Origin of the sequence: Vibrio pelagius (assembly GCF_024347575.1) — a bacterium.
GTDB classification, from domain to species: domain Bacteria; phylum Pseudomonadota; class Gammaproteobacteria; order Enterobacterales; family Vibrionaceae; genus Vibrio; species Vibrio pelagius.
In genome coordinates this window covers 3,019,030-3,036,610 of sequence record NZ_AP025503.1, presented here as the reverse complement: position 1 = coordinate 3,036,610, position 17,581 = coordinate 3,019,030, and the positions used below count along the sequence as shown (strand labels likewise).

The window sequence follows — 17,581 nt, the reverse complement described above, 5'->3', positions numbered from 1 at the left end:
GACGAATTGATTATGCATAATTACTTCCCCCTTCTTGAAACCTGTTCATTTTAGGTTCAAGATTAGCGGGTTCTAATAGAAAGACTACTCCAGATCAGAGATTGATGAGGAACCGAATGGCAAACCAAGCGTATCAAATGGCTTTAGTCACACAAGATAGCCTAGACAGCTATATCCGCTCAGCAAACAGCTACCCAATGCTAACTGCTGAAGAGGAGCGTGAACTTGCAGAGCGATTGCATTACAAAGGTGAGATCGAAGCTGCGAAAGGCTTGATCCTTTCACACCTACGATTCGTGGTTCATGTAGCGAGAGGTTACTCTGGTTACGGCCTGCCTATGGCTGACCTTGTTCAAGAGGGTAATATTGGTCTAATGAAGGCGGTTAAGCGCTTCAACCCTGAAGTTGGGGTAAGACTGGTATCTTTCGCTGTTCACTGGATTAAAGCTGAAATCCATGAGTACGTACTTCGTAACTGGCGTATCGTTAAGATTGCAACAACCAAAGCGCAGCGTAAGCTGTTCTTCAATCTGCGCAAGTCGAAGAAACGTCTAGGTTGGTTCAATAACGGTGAAGTAGAAACCGTTGCTCGCGAGTTAGGTGTAGAGCCTTCAGAGGTTCGTGAAATGGAATCTCGTCTTGCAGCACAAGATGCGACCTTTGAAGCACCTATGGACGATGATGACGGTGGTTCGGCTTACACAGCACCAGTGTACTATCTAGAAGACAAAGCGTCAGACGTAGCAGAAACGGTTGAAGCGGCAAACTGGGAAACGCATACCAACAATCGTCTTGGTCATGCACTAGCAAGCCTAGATGACCGCAGCCAACACATTGTTCGTTCTCGCTGGTTAGATGACGACAAGGCTACGCTACAAGATCTTGCTGAAACTTATAACATCTCAGCAGAACGCGTTCGTCAGCTAGAGAAGAATGCAATGAAGAAGCTAAAACAAGCAGTCGGCGACTTCTAAGCTCACACACAATTTTTTTGAAAAGGCCGAGATCGAGAGATCTCGGCCTTTTTATTTGGATCGCATTTTGGCGTATTTGCGATCGAAACTTTCAACCTTATATTGTGGATAACTCTGTGAGGAGTTTCTTCGTCAGTTGTCAAAAAGCAGGGTGTAGTAAGGCTTGCAGACGGTTTTACTGATGGGGATATTTTCAAACTAACCCACAGATAGATCAGGATCATCACTACATATTGTGGATCTATTTTTCATAAAACACTTTATTCACGCAATTCACAGATTTATCCACATATGGTGTAAAAGTGATCGCTAGTGGATAACCTTATTAAGTTGGTGTAAATGTTGGCCTTGGGATAGGTTACAATGGCACCAAAGTAAATCAGTACAAGAGAAAGTCATGGACCAGTTTAAACATATTGATGTGCAAGGTGCTCAAGCCCTCATTGAGCAGAGCGATGCACGCCTAGTAGATATTCGCGATCCACAATCATTTGCCGTTGCACACCCAGAAAGTGCGTATCATTTGACGAATGACACCATGGTCGCGTTTATGGATGAAGTAGAATTCGAACAGCCTATCCTTGTGATGTGTTATCACGGCATTAGCAGTCAAGGTGCGGCGCAGTATCTAGTCAACCAGGGCTTTGAAGACGTATACAGTGTTGATGGAGGCTTTGAAGCTTGGCATCGTGCCCAGCTCCCTGTGGTAACAGGCTAGTTTGCTTCCATAAACAAATTTAAGCAGGAAACTCTAATGGTAAGATTGATGGTATTGAACAATGCGCGTGTTGCGCAGGCCTTCATTGATTATATGGCGTCGCGTCATATCACGATTCAGATGTCTCCAGAAGGGGAAGGGCGTGTCGCTTTGTGGCTGATTGATGCTCAACATCAAGTAGAGACAGAAGCTGAGCTCACCCGCTTTTTATCTGAGCCGACCCATAAACGCTATCAAGCTGCTTCCTGGGATGTAGCTGAAACGCGTAAAAGTCAATTTCACTACCATACTCCGAGTTTTCTAAGCATGATTCAGTCTAAAGCTGGCCCGATCACGCTTAGCATTATGCTGTTGTGTGTGGTGATTTTTGCGCTGCAGCAGCTTGGCTTCAATCAGCAGATCTTTCAGAAGCTGCATTTTCCTGCTTTGGATGGCCAACAGTGGCAATTGTGGCGCTGGCTGAGCCATGCTGTTCTCCACTTCTCCGTTATGCATATCGCCTTCAATATTCTATGGTGGTGGCAGTTCGGCGGTGATATCGAGAAGAAATTAGGTGGCTTTAAGTTACTGCAGATTTTCGCTATCTCATCAGCATTATCCGGAGCGGGGCAGTATTGGGTTGAAGGTGCGAACTTTGGCGGGTTATCTGGAGTAGTGTACGCACTAGTGGGTTATTTGTGGGTCGTGAGTACTAAAGCCCCTCAATTAGGTCTAACCATACCAAGGCAGATAGTTGGCTTCATGCTGATTTGGTTAGTGCTTGGATACATGCAGCCTTTTATGGCGATTGCTAACACCGCACACCTTGCGGGTTTGATTGCAGGTGTCGGTATCGGTTGGATTGATTCGATAAAATCAAAGCATGCCATATAGCAATATGTGTGGTGAGCTTCTTTGTAAATACGAAAAAGCGGCTCGATGGAGCCGCTTTTCTTTATTGTGTTATTTCTTTATTGGTATAGGTATTTAGTAAATAAGAGGTCGGCAATGATGGTTTTGCCTGTTTCAGGTAATAGGATCTCATTAAGTCGGTCAACTAGGGTTTTACGTAAGTCTTCACGACCAGAAAGAGACTTAATGGTCTCTTCATTCTGTTTACCAAGCAGCTCAATCACAGCATCGCGAATAAGAGGTTGGTGTAGCTCAATCGCTGGGAGGTCAGTTGAGTTAGCAACCATAATGTCGATGCGCACTTGAATGTATCCCAGTTTTTTGCCCTTGGTATAGAAGTTGGTGGTGAGATCAGGTTCTAGCGTAAAGTATGCCAATTTGGGCGCTGACTCCTCTTCCGCCAATGAAGGCAAAGAAAAAAGTAGAGAGATCGCTAGAAATATTTGGGCTACATAACGTTTGTGCATATTTGTGACTTTTCTTTAGTTTAATCGCGATATTCGAAACGCGTTTGTCTTGTTACAATGAGCGGTCTAAATCTAAATACGTTTATAACACAGCTTGCGGTTAAAACAGCTCGTAAGTTGATGCTTTATTGTACGTGTAAAGTCACCTATTGAATACCAGTATGAATCAGCCAATATCGCTGTATCTTAATTCGTTAATGAATGTAGATTGGCAAAATACAGAAAAATTTGATTTTCCGAATCAAACCATCAAAGGGTGGTTAATGGAGCAAGGTTCGTTATCTCGTCGTTTGGGTAAGTGTTGTGAACACTTATCGGTCGAGTTACTTCATAATCAAGTCGTGGAGCGCTCAACACTACAGCACGACGAAGAGACTTTGCTTTCATCATCAGATTGTTTACTTCGTAAGGTTATCTTGGAGGGGGATGGTGAGCCTTGGGTACTTGGCCGTACCTTAATCCCGCGTCTTACACTAGATGACCAACACTCAGATCTGTCTCAGCAAGGCAATGTCCCGCTCGGACTGACGGTGTTTAGCGCAGAAAATGTTAAGCGTGATGCGCTGAAAGTCGGTTGGGTTGTGGTCGGTGAAGAGCGTTTGCTTGCTCGCCGATCGCGTTTATGGATGAATCATAAGCCCATGTTAGTGGCGGAACTTTTTTTACCAACTTCACCCATTTACTCTAAGGAGAGTGTGTAAATGCTGGCCACGAAAGCGAAAGCCTATTGGCAGTTAACGCGAATGGACCGCCCGATTGGAACCTTATTATTGTTGTGGCCAACCTTATGGGCGCTAGTGATTGCCGCCAATGGTCTACCGGATCTGTCGGTCTTCGTGGTGTTCGTGTTGGGTGTCGTGTTAATGCGCTCGGCGGGGTGTGTGATCAACGATTTTGCCGATCGCAAGGTTGATGGTCATGTAAAGCGCACTAAGCAGCGACCTTTACCCTCCGGTGCCGTATCGAGTAAAGAAGCGGTAGTGTTGTTTTTGGTGCTAGCCATTGTCTCTTTTCTACTAGTGTTAACCATGAACACGCTGACAATTCAGCTGTCGTTTGTTGGCGTTGGCTTGGCGTTTATCTATCCTTTCATGAAACGCTTTACTCATCTACCTCAACTCTTTTTGGGTCTGGCCTTCAGTTGGGCGATCCCTATGGCGTGGGCTGCACAAACCAATGAACTACCGAGCGTTGTGTGGTTTGTGTTTGCCATCAACGCACTATGGACCATCGCTTATGACACTCAATATGCGATGGTTGATCGAGACGATGACCTTAAGATTGGTATTAAATCGACGGCGATTCTGTTTGGCCGCCAAGACAAGTTAGTGATTGGTGTGTTGCAGTTGATGACTTTAGCAATGTTGATTGCGCTTGGTATGCACTATCAACTAGGTGGGAGTTTTTATTGGAGTTTGTTGGTTGCCGGTGGACTGTTTGTGTACCAGCAGCATCTGATTCGTCACCGTGATCGAGACTTATGCTTCCAAGCCTTCTTAAATAATAACTATGTTGGAATGGCAGTGACCGCAGGTTTACTTATCGCATTCTGGTAAAAAACACCACTTGTAAAAAAGGCACTCAATGAGTGCCTTTTCTGTTTTTAAGCTTTTGATCGAATTATTCTGCTTGATGAATACTCTCTTCGATCGTCAAGCGGACCTCAGGGTAAAGCATCGAGTAAAGCAACTTAGCGAAAACCGTGGTCTTTTCTAGATCGCAGTCCCCATCTCTATCTAAGTACGCTTGCTGTTTCAGCGTTGCGAACATTGACGCGAATACACCCTTGTCGAAAAACTCTGGAGCATTGATGCCGTGCAGACGACCTAGGCGCTGTGCGATATCTTGACTCTTCTGCTCAAGTTCTGCCTTATCGAGGTCTGGATTCTCCGCCAGCAGGTTCAATGCAATAGAGTAGCGTTGCAGTGTTTCAGAGATAGTTCGTCCTAGTAGCATCAACGGTTGGCTGTTCGATTGGTTGATCGTGACTTCGTTGTCTTTGGTCCTGATCATACCTTGGCGTTCCAATTCAGAGATAATGTTGGCGACAACTTCATTTAGCTTATCTTCTGGATAGCTAAGGAATAGCTCTTTCTTCAGGAACGGATAGATGATCGCCACATTGTTTTGAATATCTGTAATCGATAACTCTCGTTGACGAATTAGCATCTGAGCGACCAATGATGGCAGCGCAAATAGATGGATGATGTTGTTGCGGTAGTAAGTCATCAAGATCGACTGGTGACGGTCGAGCGAAATGATGTCGCCCATAGTGTCTGATTCGATCAAGAACTTATTCAGAGATTCAGCGTGTTTGACCAAATCTTCTGCGCTGTCTTTTGGTACTGTGAATGTGTCAGAGTAAGGCACATTCTTCAGTAGCGACAGGTAGCAATCAATCTGTGAAACCAGTGAATCACGAGACAATGCACGTTGACGTGACGCCAGCAGAGCGGTTGCACACAAAGTCAGAGCATTGGTTGCTGCTGCATCATTAATGTGTGTCATCATCTTAGTGGCCAGATCGTTCACAACCGGTGTCATCCATTGTGGCTTGCTCGTGCCAATAGGATCGATGTCTTTGGTCCACTCTGGAGAATGTTCATTCAGGTATTGGTTCAACTGAATGGGTTCACCGAAGTTAACGTAGCCTTTACCAAAGTTGCGTAGTTTACGAATGGTACGAATTACTAAGCCTGCATTCTCTTTCTCTTTACGCTTACCACGCAGCTCTTTCGCGTAAGTCGCCACTTCCATTACATGTTCGTAACCAATGTAAACAGGCACTAGAGTAACAGGACGATTCATGCCACGCAGCATTGCCTGAATCGTCATAGCCAACATGCCGGTTTTTGCTTGCAGTAGACGACCCGTTCGAGAGCGCCCCCCCTCACTGAAGTACTCAACTGAGTAACCCTTCGCAAATAGCTCAGCTAGGTACTCACGGAAAATCGTTGAATACAGCTTGTTGCCTTTAAAGCTACGGCGAATAAAGAACGCCCCACCGTGACGGAAAATAGGACCAGCTGGGAAGAAGTTGAGGTTGATGCCCGCTGCGATGTGTGGAGGAACCATACCCTCGTGGTAAAGCACATAAGAGAGTAGTAGGTAGTCCATGTGGCTACGGTGACAGGGTACATAAACAATTTCGTGGCCGTCTTGAGCCAGCTTACGAACCGTAGACGCATTGTGAATGTGCAGGCCTTGGTAAAGTTTATTCCATAGCCAGCCTAGGATTTTCTCACCGCGTTTGATCAGAGAGTAAGAGAAATCAGCCGCAATCTCATCCATGATGTTTTGTGCTTCTTTGCTCGCTTTCTCGATCGAGATGTTCTTTGACTTTGCTTCATCCTCAATCGCTTTTTTGATCGCTTCTGATTTTAGTAGGCGGTTGAATAGCGCTTGGCGACTTGGAAGGTTAGGACCAGACGCCGCGAGTTTTTGGCGAGAGAAATGGATACGAGCTACGCGCGCTAGTTTGTGCGCAATGGTGCTGTCAGTACCGTGAGAGTTTGCCATGTAGCGTAGTGATACCACTGGGCTGAAACGAACTAAACAGTCGCGGCCAGCTAAGAGAACCGCTTTTGACTTTTCTAATCCATTCATCGCTTGCAGATAAGGTTTTTGGGTATTCTCTTTCCCCGGTTTGCGGCCCCACAATACGGTCGCTGGGATAACCTGAACGTCTAGCTCTGAGTCAGACTCATGAAGCTGAAGCAGCTCAGTGAATACTGCGATCGAGGAACTAGGTATGTGATCATCATCTTGTACTAGGGTTTTGCGCGACGCGATAAATACGTAGCGTTGCAGTGATTTACCGTTAATCTCAAGTGGGCTCAGTGGATCAGGAAGTCCAAGCTCTAATGCATGTTTTTGTAGAGTTAGGAGATCGACACTCGATCGGAAAGGCAACGCATATACAATTGGTTTGCCTAAATCTATGTTCAAATCTTCAATAGGGTTTGAAGGAATGGATGTGCCTTTTACCAATACCGATAAAGGAAGCTTCATCATTGAACGTGAAAAAGATTGTCCAGAAGACATATAGGTTCACTGCCTCAGTAGTTTTTTGTCATGCTCAAGCATATCTCTATGTTTCATGGGTGGTTTTAAATAGAGGTAGGCTTAGGCGTAAATTTAATCGATGCAAGAATACCAGAAACTGGTCTAACCTTTTAATGGAATTAGTCATAATGACGTTAAGTTTGCGGAAAATCATTCATCGACTGATTGAGTATAGGTTTAATCGTCACTAATTTTTAAAGCCATTGCTTAAAACAATAACTTAGTTGACTGTTTATAAAGTCATAAAAATGAGCTCATTGTTTAAAAATGAACTAAAAACAACCAATTGCTTTGCTTTTGTTCAGTTACTGGATATACTCACAGTCAACTGTATAAAAAGACAGGTGACTCATGAAGCCGTTAACGCCCCGCCAACAACAAGTCTTCGACCTGATAAAGAACAAGATCGAAGAGTCCGGTATGCCACCGACACGTGCTGAAATTGCGCGTGAATTAGGCTTTCGCTCTGCTAATGCAGCAGAGGAACATTTAAAAGCTCTAGCTCGAAAAGAGGCTATTGAGATCATTCCGGGTGCGTCTCGTGGTATTCGCATCTTGCTTGATGACGCTGCCAACGACGAAGAAGGTCTGCCTTTGATCGGTCAAGTGGCGGCGGGTGAGCCTATCCTTGCTCAAGAGCATGTAGAAACACATTACCAAGTTGATCCTGGTATGTTTAAGCCACAAGCAGACTTCTTATTGCGCGTGAATGGCGAAAGTATGAAAGACATCGGTATCATGGATGGTGATCTACTGGCTGTGCATAAAACGCAAGACGTACGCGATGGCCAGGTTGTGGTTGCTCGTGTCGACGATGATGTAACGGTTAAGCGTTTGGAGCGTAAAGGCTCAACAGTACTGCTACATGCTGAAAACTCAGAGTTTTCTCCAATCCAAGTGGATTTAGAAACCCAGCACTTAGCCATTGAAGGTTTAGCGGTTGGTATTATTCGCAACACAGATTGGATGTAATATCACATAATGAGCTATTGATATTTATTCTCAATAGCTTGTTATTGTAATTGATATTCATTATCATCTTCCTTGTCAAGCTACAAGGAAGATGAACATGTCTAATCAAAATAAACCTCAGTCAGCACTGCTTTCTTCAAAGCATGGCGCTGCCCGTAAGCCGATGGCTCAGCAAGACATGGTTCATTCTGAATTTCATGTTCCCAGTAACCTTATCCAACCTCTTTGGTTTCGCAGCCGAGAAAGTCTCGCTGACGATGGCCTCGTTTACGATCCAATTGCTGCCCAAGCGTGTACTCGTTGTCGTCTTGCCCCTGAGTGCTTAACGGGAGAGCTCGATCAACAACAGCTTCTTTACGCAACATTGACTCAGCTTTGTGACAATCAAATCCAACAGTATCTGTCTCATAACCCCGAAGCGTGGATTATTAACGTTGGAGCAGGGCTTGATACACGTTTCTACCGCTTGGACAATGGTCGTTGTCACTGGGTAGAGCTAGATGTCACTGAAAACTTGGTATGGCGTCAGCGTTTATTTCATAAAAATGAACGCTATCGCTTAGAATGTGGCTCAGTAAATGATCTGACTTGTCTTGATGAACTGAATATTCCAGAGCAAGCCCCTGTTTTGATCGTCTGTGAACATGCACTGCTCGATTGCGATGAACAAACCACCGCGCATTTTACTCAAGCGTTGAGTCGTCAATTTACTCATGCGCATGCCTGCTTAGTTCTTGCGGGGGATAAGACCTCAAGCAAGCTTGGTCAAAAGCTGGGTTCTGGCGAATACGCGCACGGTTTGGCTTCTCCCGTTGATAGTGTGTTGAATTGGCTACCATGGACTCAATGGGTCAAAGCCTTCTCACCTTTGGATCAGCAATGTAACCGCTGGAAGCTATGGCATAGAATGTTGAGTAAGTTGACTCAATACAAGAAGCGACTGACTCCACAACTTATTGTGATGAAGTGGTAGCGGGATTCTCCACCTCGTTCACGATTAAGCTTTAGTCATCACATAGTGAATCTCTACCCCCTAGGTTAAACTATCACCTCAAATCAAAGAGGTGATCGTGAAGCTATTTCTCCCCCAATCTATTGTTCAAACTCTAACGAATTTATCGGTGCACCAGCGAGTACTCATGCTCGCGATACCTATGGTTCTCTCCAATATAACCGTCCCACTGCTTGGTTTGGTTGATGCAGCTGTTATCGGTCACCTGGAGCACGCTTGGTATCTAGGTGGTGTAGCACTTGGCGGCACTATGATCAGTGTGACCTTTTGGTTACTCGGCTTTCTAAGAATGTCGACGACAGGCTTAGCGGCGCAATCTTATGGTGCCAATGATAATCAGCAATTGGGTCTGGTGTTCGTGCAGGGCATAACCATGAGTTTAGCTTTTGCTGCACTATTTTTACTGCTGCATGGCGTGATCGCTGAACTGGTGTTCTCTTTCAGTAGTGCTAGCGAGCAAGTGAAGTTTTATGGTGAGCAGTACTTTTCGATTCGAGCCTGGAGTGCTCCCGCAGCCCTGAGTAATTTTGTGATTCTTGGTTGGCTGCTTGGAACACAAAATGCCAAGGCGCCGATGTGGATGGTGATCATCACCAACGTCACTAATATTGTGTTTGATGTGATGTTTGTGATTGGACTCGGTTGGCAAGTTGAAGGGGCAGCTTATGCGTCAGTGCTGGCCGATTACGTAGGGCTGTTGTTTGGCTTGATGTGCGTAGCACGTGTTTGGTCACAGAGGCAGCTGCCCTCAACTTTGTCTTTGATAAAACAGACCACTCAAGGGCTTTCTCGTTTCGTCAAACTCAATCGCGATATCTTTTTACGTTCTCTGTGCTTGCAAGCCACTTTTACTTTTATGACTTTCCAGGGCGCAAGTTTTGGCGATGATGTGGTTGCTGCCAACGCGGTATTGATGAGTTTCTTGATGATCATCTCCTATGGGATGGACGGCTTTGCCTATGCGATGGAGGCGATGGTGGGAAAAGCCATTGGTGCTAAAGATAGGCAAGAGTTGAATCAGTCCCTCGTGGGTACTTTTTTCTGGAGCCTGATCATTTGCCTTGGCCTGACTGCGGTGTTCATGATGCTAGGTAGCAACATGATAAATATGATCACAACTATACCTGAGGTAAAAGCGCAGGCGATGATTTACTTGCCTTGGCTCGTCGCAATGCCGTTGGTGTCGATGTGGTGCTTTTTGCTAGACGGTATTTTTATCGGCGCGACTAAGGGGAAAGAGATGCGCAATAGTATGTTTGTTGCGACTTGCACTTTCTTCCTTATCTTCTTTTTAGCCTCATCGTTAGAGAACCATGCACTATGGTTTGCGATGATTTTCTTCATGGGGATGCGCGGAGTTGGACTGGCGGTATTGTTTGTTAGACAGTGGAAAAGGAATGAGTTTTTAGCGTAGTGTACGGATAGATAAGCATTTAGAACACCATGATCTAATTACTCTCTTAGTGTTGTTAAGTATTTGATTTAAAATAAAACAGCAAGCGTGTGTGCTTGCTGTTTTAGTATTTGGCCTATAGGTGGTCAAATGCTCCCAGAGCTGTACGCCTATTTAAAACAAACGGTTCAAACCATTAAGGGCAGCAACACGATATGCTTCTGCCATAGTCGGATAGTTGAAGGTTGTGTTGACGAAATACTCGATGGTATTCGCTTCGCCTTTCTGCTCCATAATCGCTTGGCCGATGTGAATGATCTCTGCGGCACGCTCACCAAATACATGGATGCCCAAGATTTCTTTGGTTTCACGATGGAATAGAATCTTTAAGCTACCGATGTCTTTACCTGCAATTTGCGCACGGGCTAGGTGTTTGAATGAAGAACGTCCCACTTCGTAAGGTACTTTGGCTGCAGTAAGCTCTTGCTCGGTTTTACCAACAGAACTGATCTCTGGAATGGTGTAGATACCGGTTGGGATATCTTCAATCAGGTGTCTTTCGGCTTCGCCTTTGACAATGGCTTGCGCGACAAATCGGCCTTGGTCGTATGCGGCACTCGCTAGGCTAGGGTAGCCAATCACATCACCCACTGCATATATGTGGTTAACACTGGTTTGGTAGTTGGCGTTGACAGAGACTTGACCGCGTGAGTCTGCTTCTAAACCAACCGCTTCGAGATTAAGTTTGTCGGTATTACCCGTTCGGCCATTTGCATATAGCAGGCAGTCTGCACGCATCTTCTTACCTGACTCTAAGTGGATGACCACTCCATCGTCTGTACCTTCAATTCGCTCAAATGTTTCATCGTTGCGAATGACGACACCGCTATTCCAGAAGTGATAAGAGAGCGCATCAGACGTTTCATTGTCTAGGAATGACAATAGACGGTCTCGAGTATTGATAAGGTCTGTCTTTACACCCAGCCCGCGGAAGATAGATGCGTACTCACAACCGATAACACCAGCACCGTAAATGATGATGTGTTGCGGGTCGTGTTTTAGTGACAGGATTGAATCACTGTCGTAGATACGCTCATGTAGGAAGTCGACGTTTTCAGGTTGGTAAGGTCTTGAGCCTGTCGCAATTACAAACTTGTCAGCAGAGTAAAGCTCTTCTGTACCGTCACTTTGCATCACAGAAACCGTGTTGCTATCAATGAAGCGTGCAGTACCGAAGACTAATGTGCATTGATTGCGATCGTAGAAGCCTTGGCGAAGTCGCGTTTGCTTGTCGATAACGGATTTAGCATGACCAAGAATGTCAGAGAAGGTTGCGTGGAGGCTTTTGTTATTTTGGCAAAAGAGTGGGTTGCTGTTGAATTCGATAATACGACTAACGGCGTGTCGTAGTGCTTTCGATGGGATGGTACCCCAGTGAGTACACCCGCCACCTACACTGCTCTCTTTTTCAATGATGGCAACATTCAACCCGGCTTTGGTTAATCCCATCGCTGCCCCTTCACCACCGGGGCCACTACCAATCACGATCACATCAAAGTGGTTCGAATGCGACATAGATATCTTCCTTGTTATATTTGTTTAACATTGCTTTAGCCAGATTTTAACTGATTCCGTTATTTGGTACATGAAAAGGACATCAGAGAGTCGAGCGGATCACGCAGTGTTAAAGAAAAAGTTATATTTGGTATGTTGTATGTCTCCAAATTACAGCTCCGCGATTGAAATTTTGTTCTCGAACGTATTTACTTCGGTACGTGAACAAAGAGGGGTGTCTGATGTCATATATAGCGAGAATGCCTTATAAAATAGAGTGATTCGAGTTATATTTACCTGAGTATTAGGCATGCCTGTTTAGGCTGTAAAAGAAGAAATTGATAAAGTATGAAACCAATGGGAATTCGCGCACAGCAAAAAGAAAAAACTCGTCGAAGCTTAATCGATGCTGCGTTTAGTCAGTTGAGTGCTGACCGCAGTTTTTCAAATCTGAGCTTAAGAGAGGTTGCTCGCGAAGCCGGCATTGCTCCAACTTCTTTCTATCGTCACTTCAAAGACATGGATGAACTCGGTTTGACCATGGTCGACGAAGGTGGCTTGCTATTGCGCCAGTTGATGCGGCAGGCAAGGCAACGAATCGTCAAAGAAGGCAGTGTTATCCGCACTTCGGTTGAAACCTTTATGGAGTTCATCGAAAGCAGCCCAAACGTATTCAGACTGTTATTGCGCGAGCGTTCAGGAACCTCATTTGAGTTTCGAACAGCCGTCGCAAGAGAAATGCAGCACTTTGTTGCGGAAATGACGGAATATCTAATAGGTACAGGGATGACTCGTGAAGAGGCTTTTACCCAAGCAGAAGCATCAGTCACCTTGGTATTTAGTTCCGGCGCAGAAGCTTTGGATTTAAATAGCCGTGAGCGAGATGAACTTGCTGAGCGGTTGATTATGCAATTGCGAATGATAGCCAAAGGGGCTTATTGGTATCGCAAAGAACGTGAACGTAACCGACTAAAAGGCGGGATTGAATAATGTCGAATGAAAAGAATACTGTGAACCGCGGTTCAGAAAGAAAAACACTGGTACTGGCTCTTGTTGCGGGTGTCTGTGGTGACGCATTGTTATCTTGGGTAACGATGAGCGAAGTTGGTTTCTCTATTTTCCCTCTTATTGCGCTAGTACTGGCTGTTCAAGCTCTTTATCAAGAGTACCTAGCAAACCCAGTATCTGAAGATATCCCACTAGTTGGCCTAGCGTGTTTCTTCGTAGGGGCATTTGGCCACTCGGCGTTTGTGAAAGCACAACACCCAGAAGCGGGCTCTAACTTCTTTGCTATTGTCGTGGCAATGCTACTACTCGCTTGGGTAGGCAAGAAACTAGGATTTATGTCTAAGTCAGCGTAACTTCAGCTGAATAGACAATAAAAAACGAGCCGCGTGGCTCGTTTTTTTGATCTAAAGAACCGATCATTAAGGTCGGTTCTTTTGTATCTATCGTTTCTATTTAGCTTTGCGCTCTAAGAACACACCTGCTTCCATATGATGAGTGTATGGGAACTGATCGAACAGAGCAAAACGCGTGATGTTGTGCGTCTCGCTCAGAATGTCCAAGTTCTCTTTGAGTGTGTCTGGGTTGCAAGAGATGTACATGATGCGTTCATAGCCTTGTACCATTTTACATGTATCAACATCCATGCCTGATCGCGGTGGATCAACAAAGATCGTGTTGCAGTTGTAGCTCTTTAGGTCGACATTAGCTTGTTTTAGACGACGGAACTCGCGCTTACCTTCCATCGCTTCAGTAAAATCTTCAGCCGACATACGAATGATCTGAACGTTATCGATGTTGTTTGCTGCAATATTGTATTGCGCAGAGTCTACCGATGGCTTAGCCAGTTCTGTTGCCAGTACTCGTTCGAAGTTTTGTGCCAACGCTAAAGAGAAGTTTCCGTTACCACAGTACAGCTCAAGTAGGTCGCCTTTGCTTTCTTGAGTGCAGTCTACCGCCCACTCCAGCATTTTCTCCGCAATCTTACCGTTAGGCTGTGTGAAGCTATTCTCTACTTGTTGGTAAATGTAGCTGTCGCCATTCACGTTAAGCTTTTCAATTACGTAGTCTTGGTCTAGCACAATCTTCATCTTACGCGCACGGCCAATCAGGTTTAAGTTGAATCCCTCATCATTGAGTTGCTGCTTGAGTGCTTTCGCGTTTTCAATCCACTCTTCATCAAGTTGACGGTGGTATAGCAGTGATACAAGTACTTCACCGCTTAGGGTTGAAAGGAAGTCGACTTGGAACAGTTTGTGACGCAGTGAAGGATTGCCTTTCATTGCTTCCATTAGTAGCGGCATTAAGTCGTTGATAAGACGGCTTGCTGCTGGAAACTGATCAACGCGGTACTTCTCTTTGGTTTCTTGATTGAACATCACGTAGTACATGTCATCACCTTCATGCCACACGCGGAACTCTGCGCGCATACGGTAATTCTGTTCTGGTGATTCATACACTTCCAATTCAGGCACATTGTATTGTGAGAACATCTCAGTCAGACGCTTGGTCTTTTCTGTTAGTTGTTCTTGGTAGCGTTGTGGGTTTACATCTAAAGTCGCCATTGTTATGCCTTTTGCTGTGGTACGTTCAAATCAAGAGCGCAGATTTTATTCAATCACAGCTTCTTGTCCAGTGTTGAGAGTCATTACCTGTAAATTGGCCATGAAAACTATAGCTTATAACTATCTTAGACTAGACAAATTATCGATAGAGCAATAGTATCCTTTTCCAGCTGGTGCCATTTAGATGTATAGATGGCTGAAAGGGAATCTGGTGTAAATCCAGAACTGACGCGCAGCGGTAAAAGAGAACGAGTATTCACCAAGACACTGCATACAGGATTATGTGGGAAGTCGAATATTAGGTAACCACTAGGTTGAGCTCTTGAGTCCGAATACCTGCCAGCAGCTAAGCCGCAATATTTGGCTTGGTAGGAATTTACGCGATTTAGGATCACAATATGAACAAGTCCCTTTTAGCGATAGCTGTAGCGTCGCTGCTTTCACCTATCTCCAATTTACACGCCCAAGAAGCCTCTGCCGATGAAACCATGGTGGTGACGGCGAACCGTTTTGAGCAGTCAGAAGCAAGTGTGTTGGCTTCAGTGACCACGATTACACGTGAAGAGATAGACATTCTTCAAGCTAAGTCATTAACAGAAGTATTTAAGTACGTTCCTGGCGTACAGCTTGGGGAAAATGGAAGCTCATTTCATTCGACTTCTATTTTTATTCGGGGTTCTGAGAGTAAGCACTCGCTCATTCTTTTGAATGGAGTAAAAGTAAATAGCGCATCTCAAGGTGGTTTTGATCTCTCTCTCTTACCTATCGAGATCATTGAGAGAATTGAAATTATCCGTGGTCCTCGTGCTGCCATTTATGGTGCCGATGCTATTGGTGGTGTTATTAACTTCATCACTCATCAGGCTGGTGATTCTCTGCATCAAATTAAAACGAGTATGGGAAGTGACAGTTACTATCAGACATCTTGGCAGTCTCGTGGACAATTAAATGAAAAAACTTATGGGACGTTTTTTGTAAATTACAAAGAGACGGACGGCTATAACATTAAGGCTGGTACATCGAAAGACATTGGTGGTGAATATGGTGGAGAGTCAAAGGATTTTTCGGCATCACTTTTCCATGAACTTTCTTCTCAGGTTCAGTTGAATCTAGATGTTTTCTATAGCGATAGTTTATCTGAGTACAATGGTAACAATAGTTCATTTGCGACAACTCTAAATGAACGAGATGCAGAGTTCTTCCAAGTAAGCGGTGGTGCGCTATACAGTAATGATGTTCTGTCTAGTCGTATTAATCTTTCGAAGTCTATCCAAGAGAGTACTACTTACCCTGTAAGTGAACCTGCGTACGTATCAACATACAAAACGAATCGTACATCTTTAAATTGGCTGAATTCATTTTTTGTTGAAGATGGTTTCAAAGTTAATGCCGGTTTAGATGTTGTAAATGAAGATGTATCTAGCGGTACAGTGGACTACGTGAAAAAAGATAGAACGAATACGGGTGTATTCGTTACCTCAACTAAAGAGCTTGGTCAGTTCACCTTAGATGGTAGCGTTAGGTTCGACGACGATACTAGTTTTGATAACTTCACGACTTGGTCTGCTGCTGTCGCCTATGATTTTAATGAAAAACTTAGAGTGTATGGTAGTTATGGAACGGCATTCAAAGCTCCGTCATTCTATGATTTATATGATCCAGCGTATGGTAATCCAGATCTCAAGGTAGAGGAGTCTGCTTCATCTGAAATTGGTCTAATTGGTCAATTCGAACTGATTGATTGGAGATTGAGTGCTTACACTTCTAAGTTGGAAGACATGATAATTTATTATGAACACTTGAACTGGGCACCAACAAATACGGATGCTGATATTTCTGGGGTTGAGTTTGAAGGTAGCTTTGATACTGGGCCTATTTATCACACAGTTGGTCTTGCTTATATGGATCCCGAGGATTCAGAAGGGAAGCAATTAGCTCGAAGAGCAAAAGAAACAGCTTCGTGGGTTGGTACTTTTTCCCAAGACTCGTGGGACTTATCTTTGGGTATGGTTTATCAAGGTGATCGTTACAGTGACTACAGTAACAATGACAAATTAGACGCCTACTCACTGTGGAATCTATCGACAAACTATTATGTTACGTCGAATATTACTTTATCAGGAAAAGTTAATAACCTGTTTGATGAAGATTATCAAACTGCGAAAGATTACATAACTCCAGAGCGTAGCTATTACCTAAGTGCCTCATACCAATTCTAATTACCTAAACCGCCCTCGGGCGGTTTTTTCTTATCGATAGATATCCAATATGAAAAAGAAAGTCATCATCAGCTGGTCTTCTGGTAAAGACTCTACGTTAACCCTCGAACGCCTAGTAGAAAGTTCTGACTATGAAGTGGTTGGTCTATATACAACTTATGTCGGCGACGAGGTCCCTTTTCAAGCAACCCCAAGAGAAGTCGTCGCAATGCAGGCGGAACTACTCGGTTTACCTCTCATCATGATTGAGCTGCCGGAAGTGTTCCCATCAAACGAAATTTATCAGAGCACTATTGTTAATGCACTGAAGCAATCGAGTTTAACCATTGATGCGGTCGCATTTGGCGACATGTTCTGCAATGGTATTGCGGATTATCGTCGAAGTTATATTGAACCTGCTGGCTGGGAGTGTGTATTCCCACTACTTGGAGAAGAGAGCAGTAAACTGGCCGATGAGATCATAGATAGAGGCATCGAAACCTTCTTAGTAACAATCGATACCAATGCTTTGTCCGCAGAGTATTGTGGGCAAGCTTATACAAAGTCATTGTTAGAGAACCTCCCCAACGGTGTTGACCCTTGCGGTGAGGATGGAGAGTTCCACACATTAGTAACTAAAGCACCATCATTTGATGGGGCAATAAAGGTTTCGTTGCTTGAAGTCGATAGAGGAGAACGTTTCGTACATCAACGTTACTTGGCTAACATAAGCCGTGACTAAGTTGGCGAATAATAAGTGAAGAGGT

The 17,581-nt window shown here is 44.5% G+C and carries 16 protein-coding genes and 1 riboswitch; of the genes, 12 read left to right on the top strand and 4 right to left on the bottom strand.

The window, feature by feature from the left end; genetic code table 11:
- Positions 1-116: 116 nt before the first annotated feature.
- The 3 genes from rpoH to glpG all read left to right on the top strand — a co-directional run bounded on the left by rpoH (position 117) and on the right by glpG (position 2,565).
- Positions 117-974, top strand: a complete 858-nt coding sequence (gene rpoH / locus vsple_RS13540; RefSeq protein WP_255229643.1) for an RNA polymerase sigma factor RpoH — start codon at positions 117-119, stop codon at positions 972-974.
- Between the two features lie 397 nt (positions 975-1,371).
- Positions 1,372-1,692 carry a thiosulfate sulfurtransferase GlpE gene (gene glpE, locus vsple_RS13535; protein WP_255229644.1) on the top strand — a complete coding sequence of 107 codons (321 nt, stop codon included), beginning with the start codon at positions 1,372-1,374 and terminating at the stop codon, positions 1,690-1,692.
- 36 nt (positions 1,693-1,728) lie between these two features.
- The gene (glpG, locus tag vsple_RS13530; protein ID WP_261882239.1) at positions 1,729-2,565 is read left to right on the top strand and encodes a rhomboid family intramembrane serine protease GlpG; all 837 of its coding nucleotides are present in this window, start codon (positions 1,729-1,731) and stop codon (positions 2,563-2,565) included.
- A gap of 77 nt (positions 2,566-2,642) precedes the next feature.
- On the opposite strand, the gene vsple_RS13525 is transcribed toward glpG, so the two are convergent.
- Entirely contained in the window at positions 2,643-3,050 is a 408-nt protein-coding gene (locus vsple_RS13525) for a flagellar basal body-associated protein FliL (protein WP_261882238.1), read from the bottom strand.
- 161 nt (positions 3,051-3,211) lie between these two features.
- On the opposite strand from vsple_RS13525, the gene vsple_RS13520 reads away from it, so the two are divergent.
- Together vsple_RS13520 and ubiA are read left to right on the top strand one after the other, a co-directional pair.
- Positions 3,212-3,751, top strand: coding sequence for a chorismate lyase (locus tag vsple_RS13520; protein ID WP_261882237.1), 540 nt, complete (start codon positions 3,212-3,214; stop codon positions 3,749-3,751).
- Positions 3,752-4,606: a 4-hydroxybenzoate octaprenyltransferase gene (gene ubiA / locus vsple_RS13515; RefSeq protein WP_261882236.1), complete on the top strand. Its 855-nt coding sequence runs from the start codon at positions 3,752-3,754 to the stop codon at positions 4,604-4,606.
- A 64-nt stretch (positions 4,607-4,670) separates the two neighbouring features.
- Here the strand turns inward: ubiA and plsB are convergent, their stop codons facing one another.
- Positions 4,671-7,094, bottom strand: a complete 2,424-nt coding sequence (plsB, locus tag vsple_RS13510; RefSeq protein ID WP_261882235.1) for a glycerol-3-phosphate 1-O-acyltransferase PlsB — start codon at positions 7,092-7,094, stop codon at positions 4,671-4,673.
- A 372-nt stretch (positions 7,095-7,466) separates the two neighbouring features.
- On the opposite strand from plsB, the gene lexA reads away from it, so the two are divergent.
- The 3 genes from lexA (at position 7,467) to dinF (ending at position 10,513) form a co-directional block, all read left to right on the top strand.
- Positions 7,467-8,087, top strand: a complete 621-nt coding sequence (gene lexA / locus vsple_RS13505) for a transcriptional repressor LexA (RefSeq protein WP_255229652.1) — start codon at positions 7,467-7,469, stop codon at positions 8,085-8,087.
- 97 nt (positions 8,088-8,184) lie between these two features.
- Positions 8,185-9,060, top strand: coding sequence for a class I SAM-dependent methyltransferase (locus vsple_RS13500; RefSeq protein WP_420833783.1), 876 nt, complete (start codon positions 8,185-8,187; stop codon positions 9,058-9,060).
- Positions 9,061-9,157: 97 nt separating this feature from the next.
- Positions 9,158-10,513, top strand: a complete 1,356-nt coding sequence (gene dinF, locus vsple_RS13495; RefSeq protein WP_261882234.1) for an MATE family efflux transporter DinF — start codon at positions 9,158-9,160, stop codon at positions 10,511-10,513.
- 153 nt (positions 10,514-10,666) lie between these two features.
- Here dinF and sthA read toward each other — a convergent pair whose 3' ends face one another.
- Positions 10,667-12,067, bottom strand: coding sequence for a Si-specific NAD(P)(+) transhydrogenase (sthA, locus tag vsple_RS13490; protein WP_255229654.1), 1,401 nt, complete (start codon positions 12,065-12,067; stop codon positions 10,667-10,669).
- A 327-nt stretch (positions 12,068-12,394) separates the two neighbouring features.
- Between sthA and fabR the strand changes: the two genes are divergently transcribed.
- Together fabR and vsple_RS13480 are read left to right on the top strand one after the other, a co-directional pair.
- Complete coding sequence (gene fabR / locus vsple_RS13485) at positions 12,395-13,036, top strand: HTH-type transcriptional repressor FabR (protein ID WP_032553397.1); 642 nt, start codon at positions 12,395-12,397, stop codon at positions 13,034-13,036.
- Complete coding sequence (locus tag vsple_RS13480) at positions 13,036-13,407, top strand: YijD family membrane protein (RefSeq protein ID WP_261882233.1); 372 nt, start codon at positions 13,036-13,038, stop codon at positions 13,405-13,407. The genes fabR and vsple_RS13480 overlap by 1 nt, the downstream gene beginning before the upstream one ends.
- 96 nt (positions 13,408-13,503) lie before the next feature.
- Here the strand turns inward: vsple_RS13480 and trmA are convergent, their stop codons facing one another.
- Entirely contained in the window at positions 13,504-14,616 is a 1,113-nt protein-coding gene (trmA, locus tag vsple_RS13475; RefSeq protein WP_261882232.1) for a tRNA (uridine(54)-C5)-methyltransferase TrmA, read from the bottom strand.
- A 154-nt stretch (positions 14,617-14,770) separates the two neighbouring features.
- A riboswitch (cobalamin riboswitch) is annotated at positions 14,771-14,974 on the top strand.
- 40 nt (positions 14,975-15,014) lie between these two features.
- Here trmA and vsple_RS13470 point away from each other — a divergent pair.
- Together vsple_RS13470 and vsple_RS13465 are read left to right on the top strand one after the other, a co-directional pair.
- Entirely contained in the window at positions 15,015-16,835 is a 1,821-nt protein-coding gene (locus tag vsple_RS13470; protein ID WP_261882231.1) for a TonB-dependent receptor domain-containing protein, read from the top strand.
- A 49-nt stretch (positions 16,836-16,884) separates the two neighbouring features.
- Entirely contained in the window at positions 16,885-17,556 is a 672-nt protein-coding gene (locus tag vsple_RS13465; protein WP_255229658.1) for an adenine nucleotide alpha hydrolase, read from the top strand.
- Positions 17,557-17,581: the final 25 nt, after the last annotated feature.

What these genes read in the sequence shown, in the direction of transcription:
- ubiA (WP_261882236.1), top strand. Translation starts at nt 3,752, where the DNA reads ATGCTGGCCACGAAAGCGAAAGCCTATTGGCAGTTAACGCGAATGGAC.
- vsple_RS13470 (WP_261882231.1), top strand. Translation starts at nt 15,015, where the DNA reads ATGAACAAGTCCCTTTTAGCGATAGCTGTAGCGTCGCTGCTTTCACCT.
- fabR (WP_032553397.1), top strand. Translation starts at nt 12,395, where the DNA reads ATGAAACCAATGGGAATTCGCGCACAGCAAAAAGAAAAAACTCGTCGA.
- vsple_RS13520 (WP_261882237.1), top strand. Translation starts at nt 3,212, where the DNA reads ATGAATCAGCCAATATCGCTGTATCTTAATTCGTTAATGAATGTAGAT.
- lexA (WP_255229652.1), top strand. Translation starts at nt 7,467, where the DNA reads ATGAAGCCGTTAACGCCCCGCCAACAACAAGTCTTCGACCTGATAAAG.
- sthA (WP_255229654.1), bottom strand. Translation starts at nt 12,067, where the DNA reads ATGTCGCATTCGAACCACTTTGATGTGATCGTGATTGGTAGTGGCCCC.
- vsple_RS13465 (WP_255229658.1), top strand. Translation starts at nt 16,885, where the DNA reads ATGAAAAAGAAAGTCATCATCAGCTGGTCTTCTGGTAAAGACTCTACG.
- rpoH (WP_255229643.1), top strand. Translation starts at nt 117, where the DNA reads ATGGCAAACCAAGCGTATCAAATGGCTTTAGTCACACAAGATAGCCTA.
- glpE (WP_255229644.1), top strand. Translation starts at nt 1,372, where the DNA reads ATGGACCAGTTTAAACATATTGATGTGCAAGGTGCTCAAGCCCTCATT.
- vsple_RS13480 (WP_261882233.1), top strand. Translation starts at nt 13,036, where the DNA reads ATGTCGAATGAAAAGAATACTGTGAACCGCGGTTCAGAAAGAAAAACA.
- vsple_RS13525 (WP_261882238.1), bottom strand. Translation starts at nt 3,050, where the DNA reads ATGCACAAACGTTATGTAGCCCAAATATTTCTAGCGATCTCTCTACTT.
- trmA (WP_261882232.1), bottom strand. Translation starts at nt 14,616, where the DNA reads ATGGCGACTTTAGATGTAAACCCACAACGCTACCAAGAACAACTAACA.
- plsB (WP_261882235.1), bottom strand. Translation starts at nt 7,094, where the DNA reads ATGTCTTCTGGACAATCTTTTTCACGTTCAATGATGAAGCTTCCTTTA.
- vsple_RS13500 (WP_420833783.1), top strand. Translation starts at nt 8,185, where the DNA reads ATGTCTAATCAAAATAAACCTCAGTCAGCACTGCTTTCTTCAAAGCAT.
- glpG (WP_261882239.1), top strand. Translation starts at nt 1,729, where the DNA reads ATGGTAAGATTGATGGTATTGAACAATGCGCGTGTTGCGCAGGCCTTC.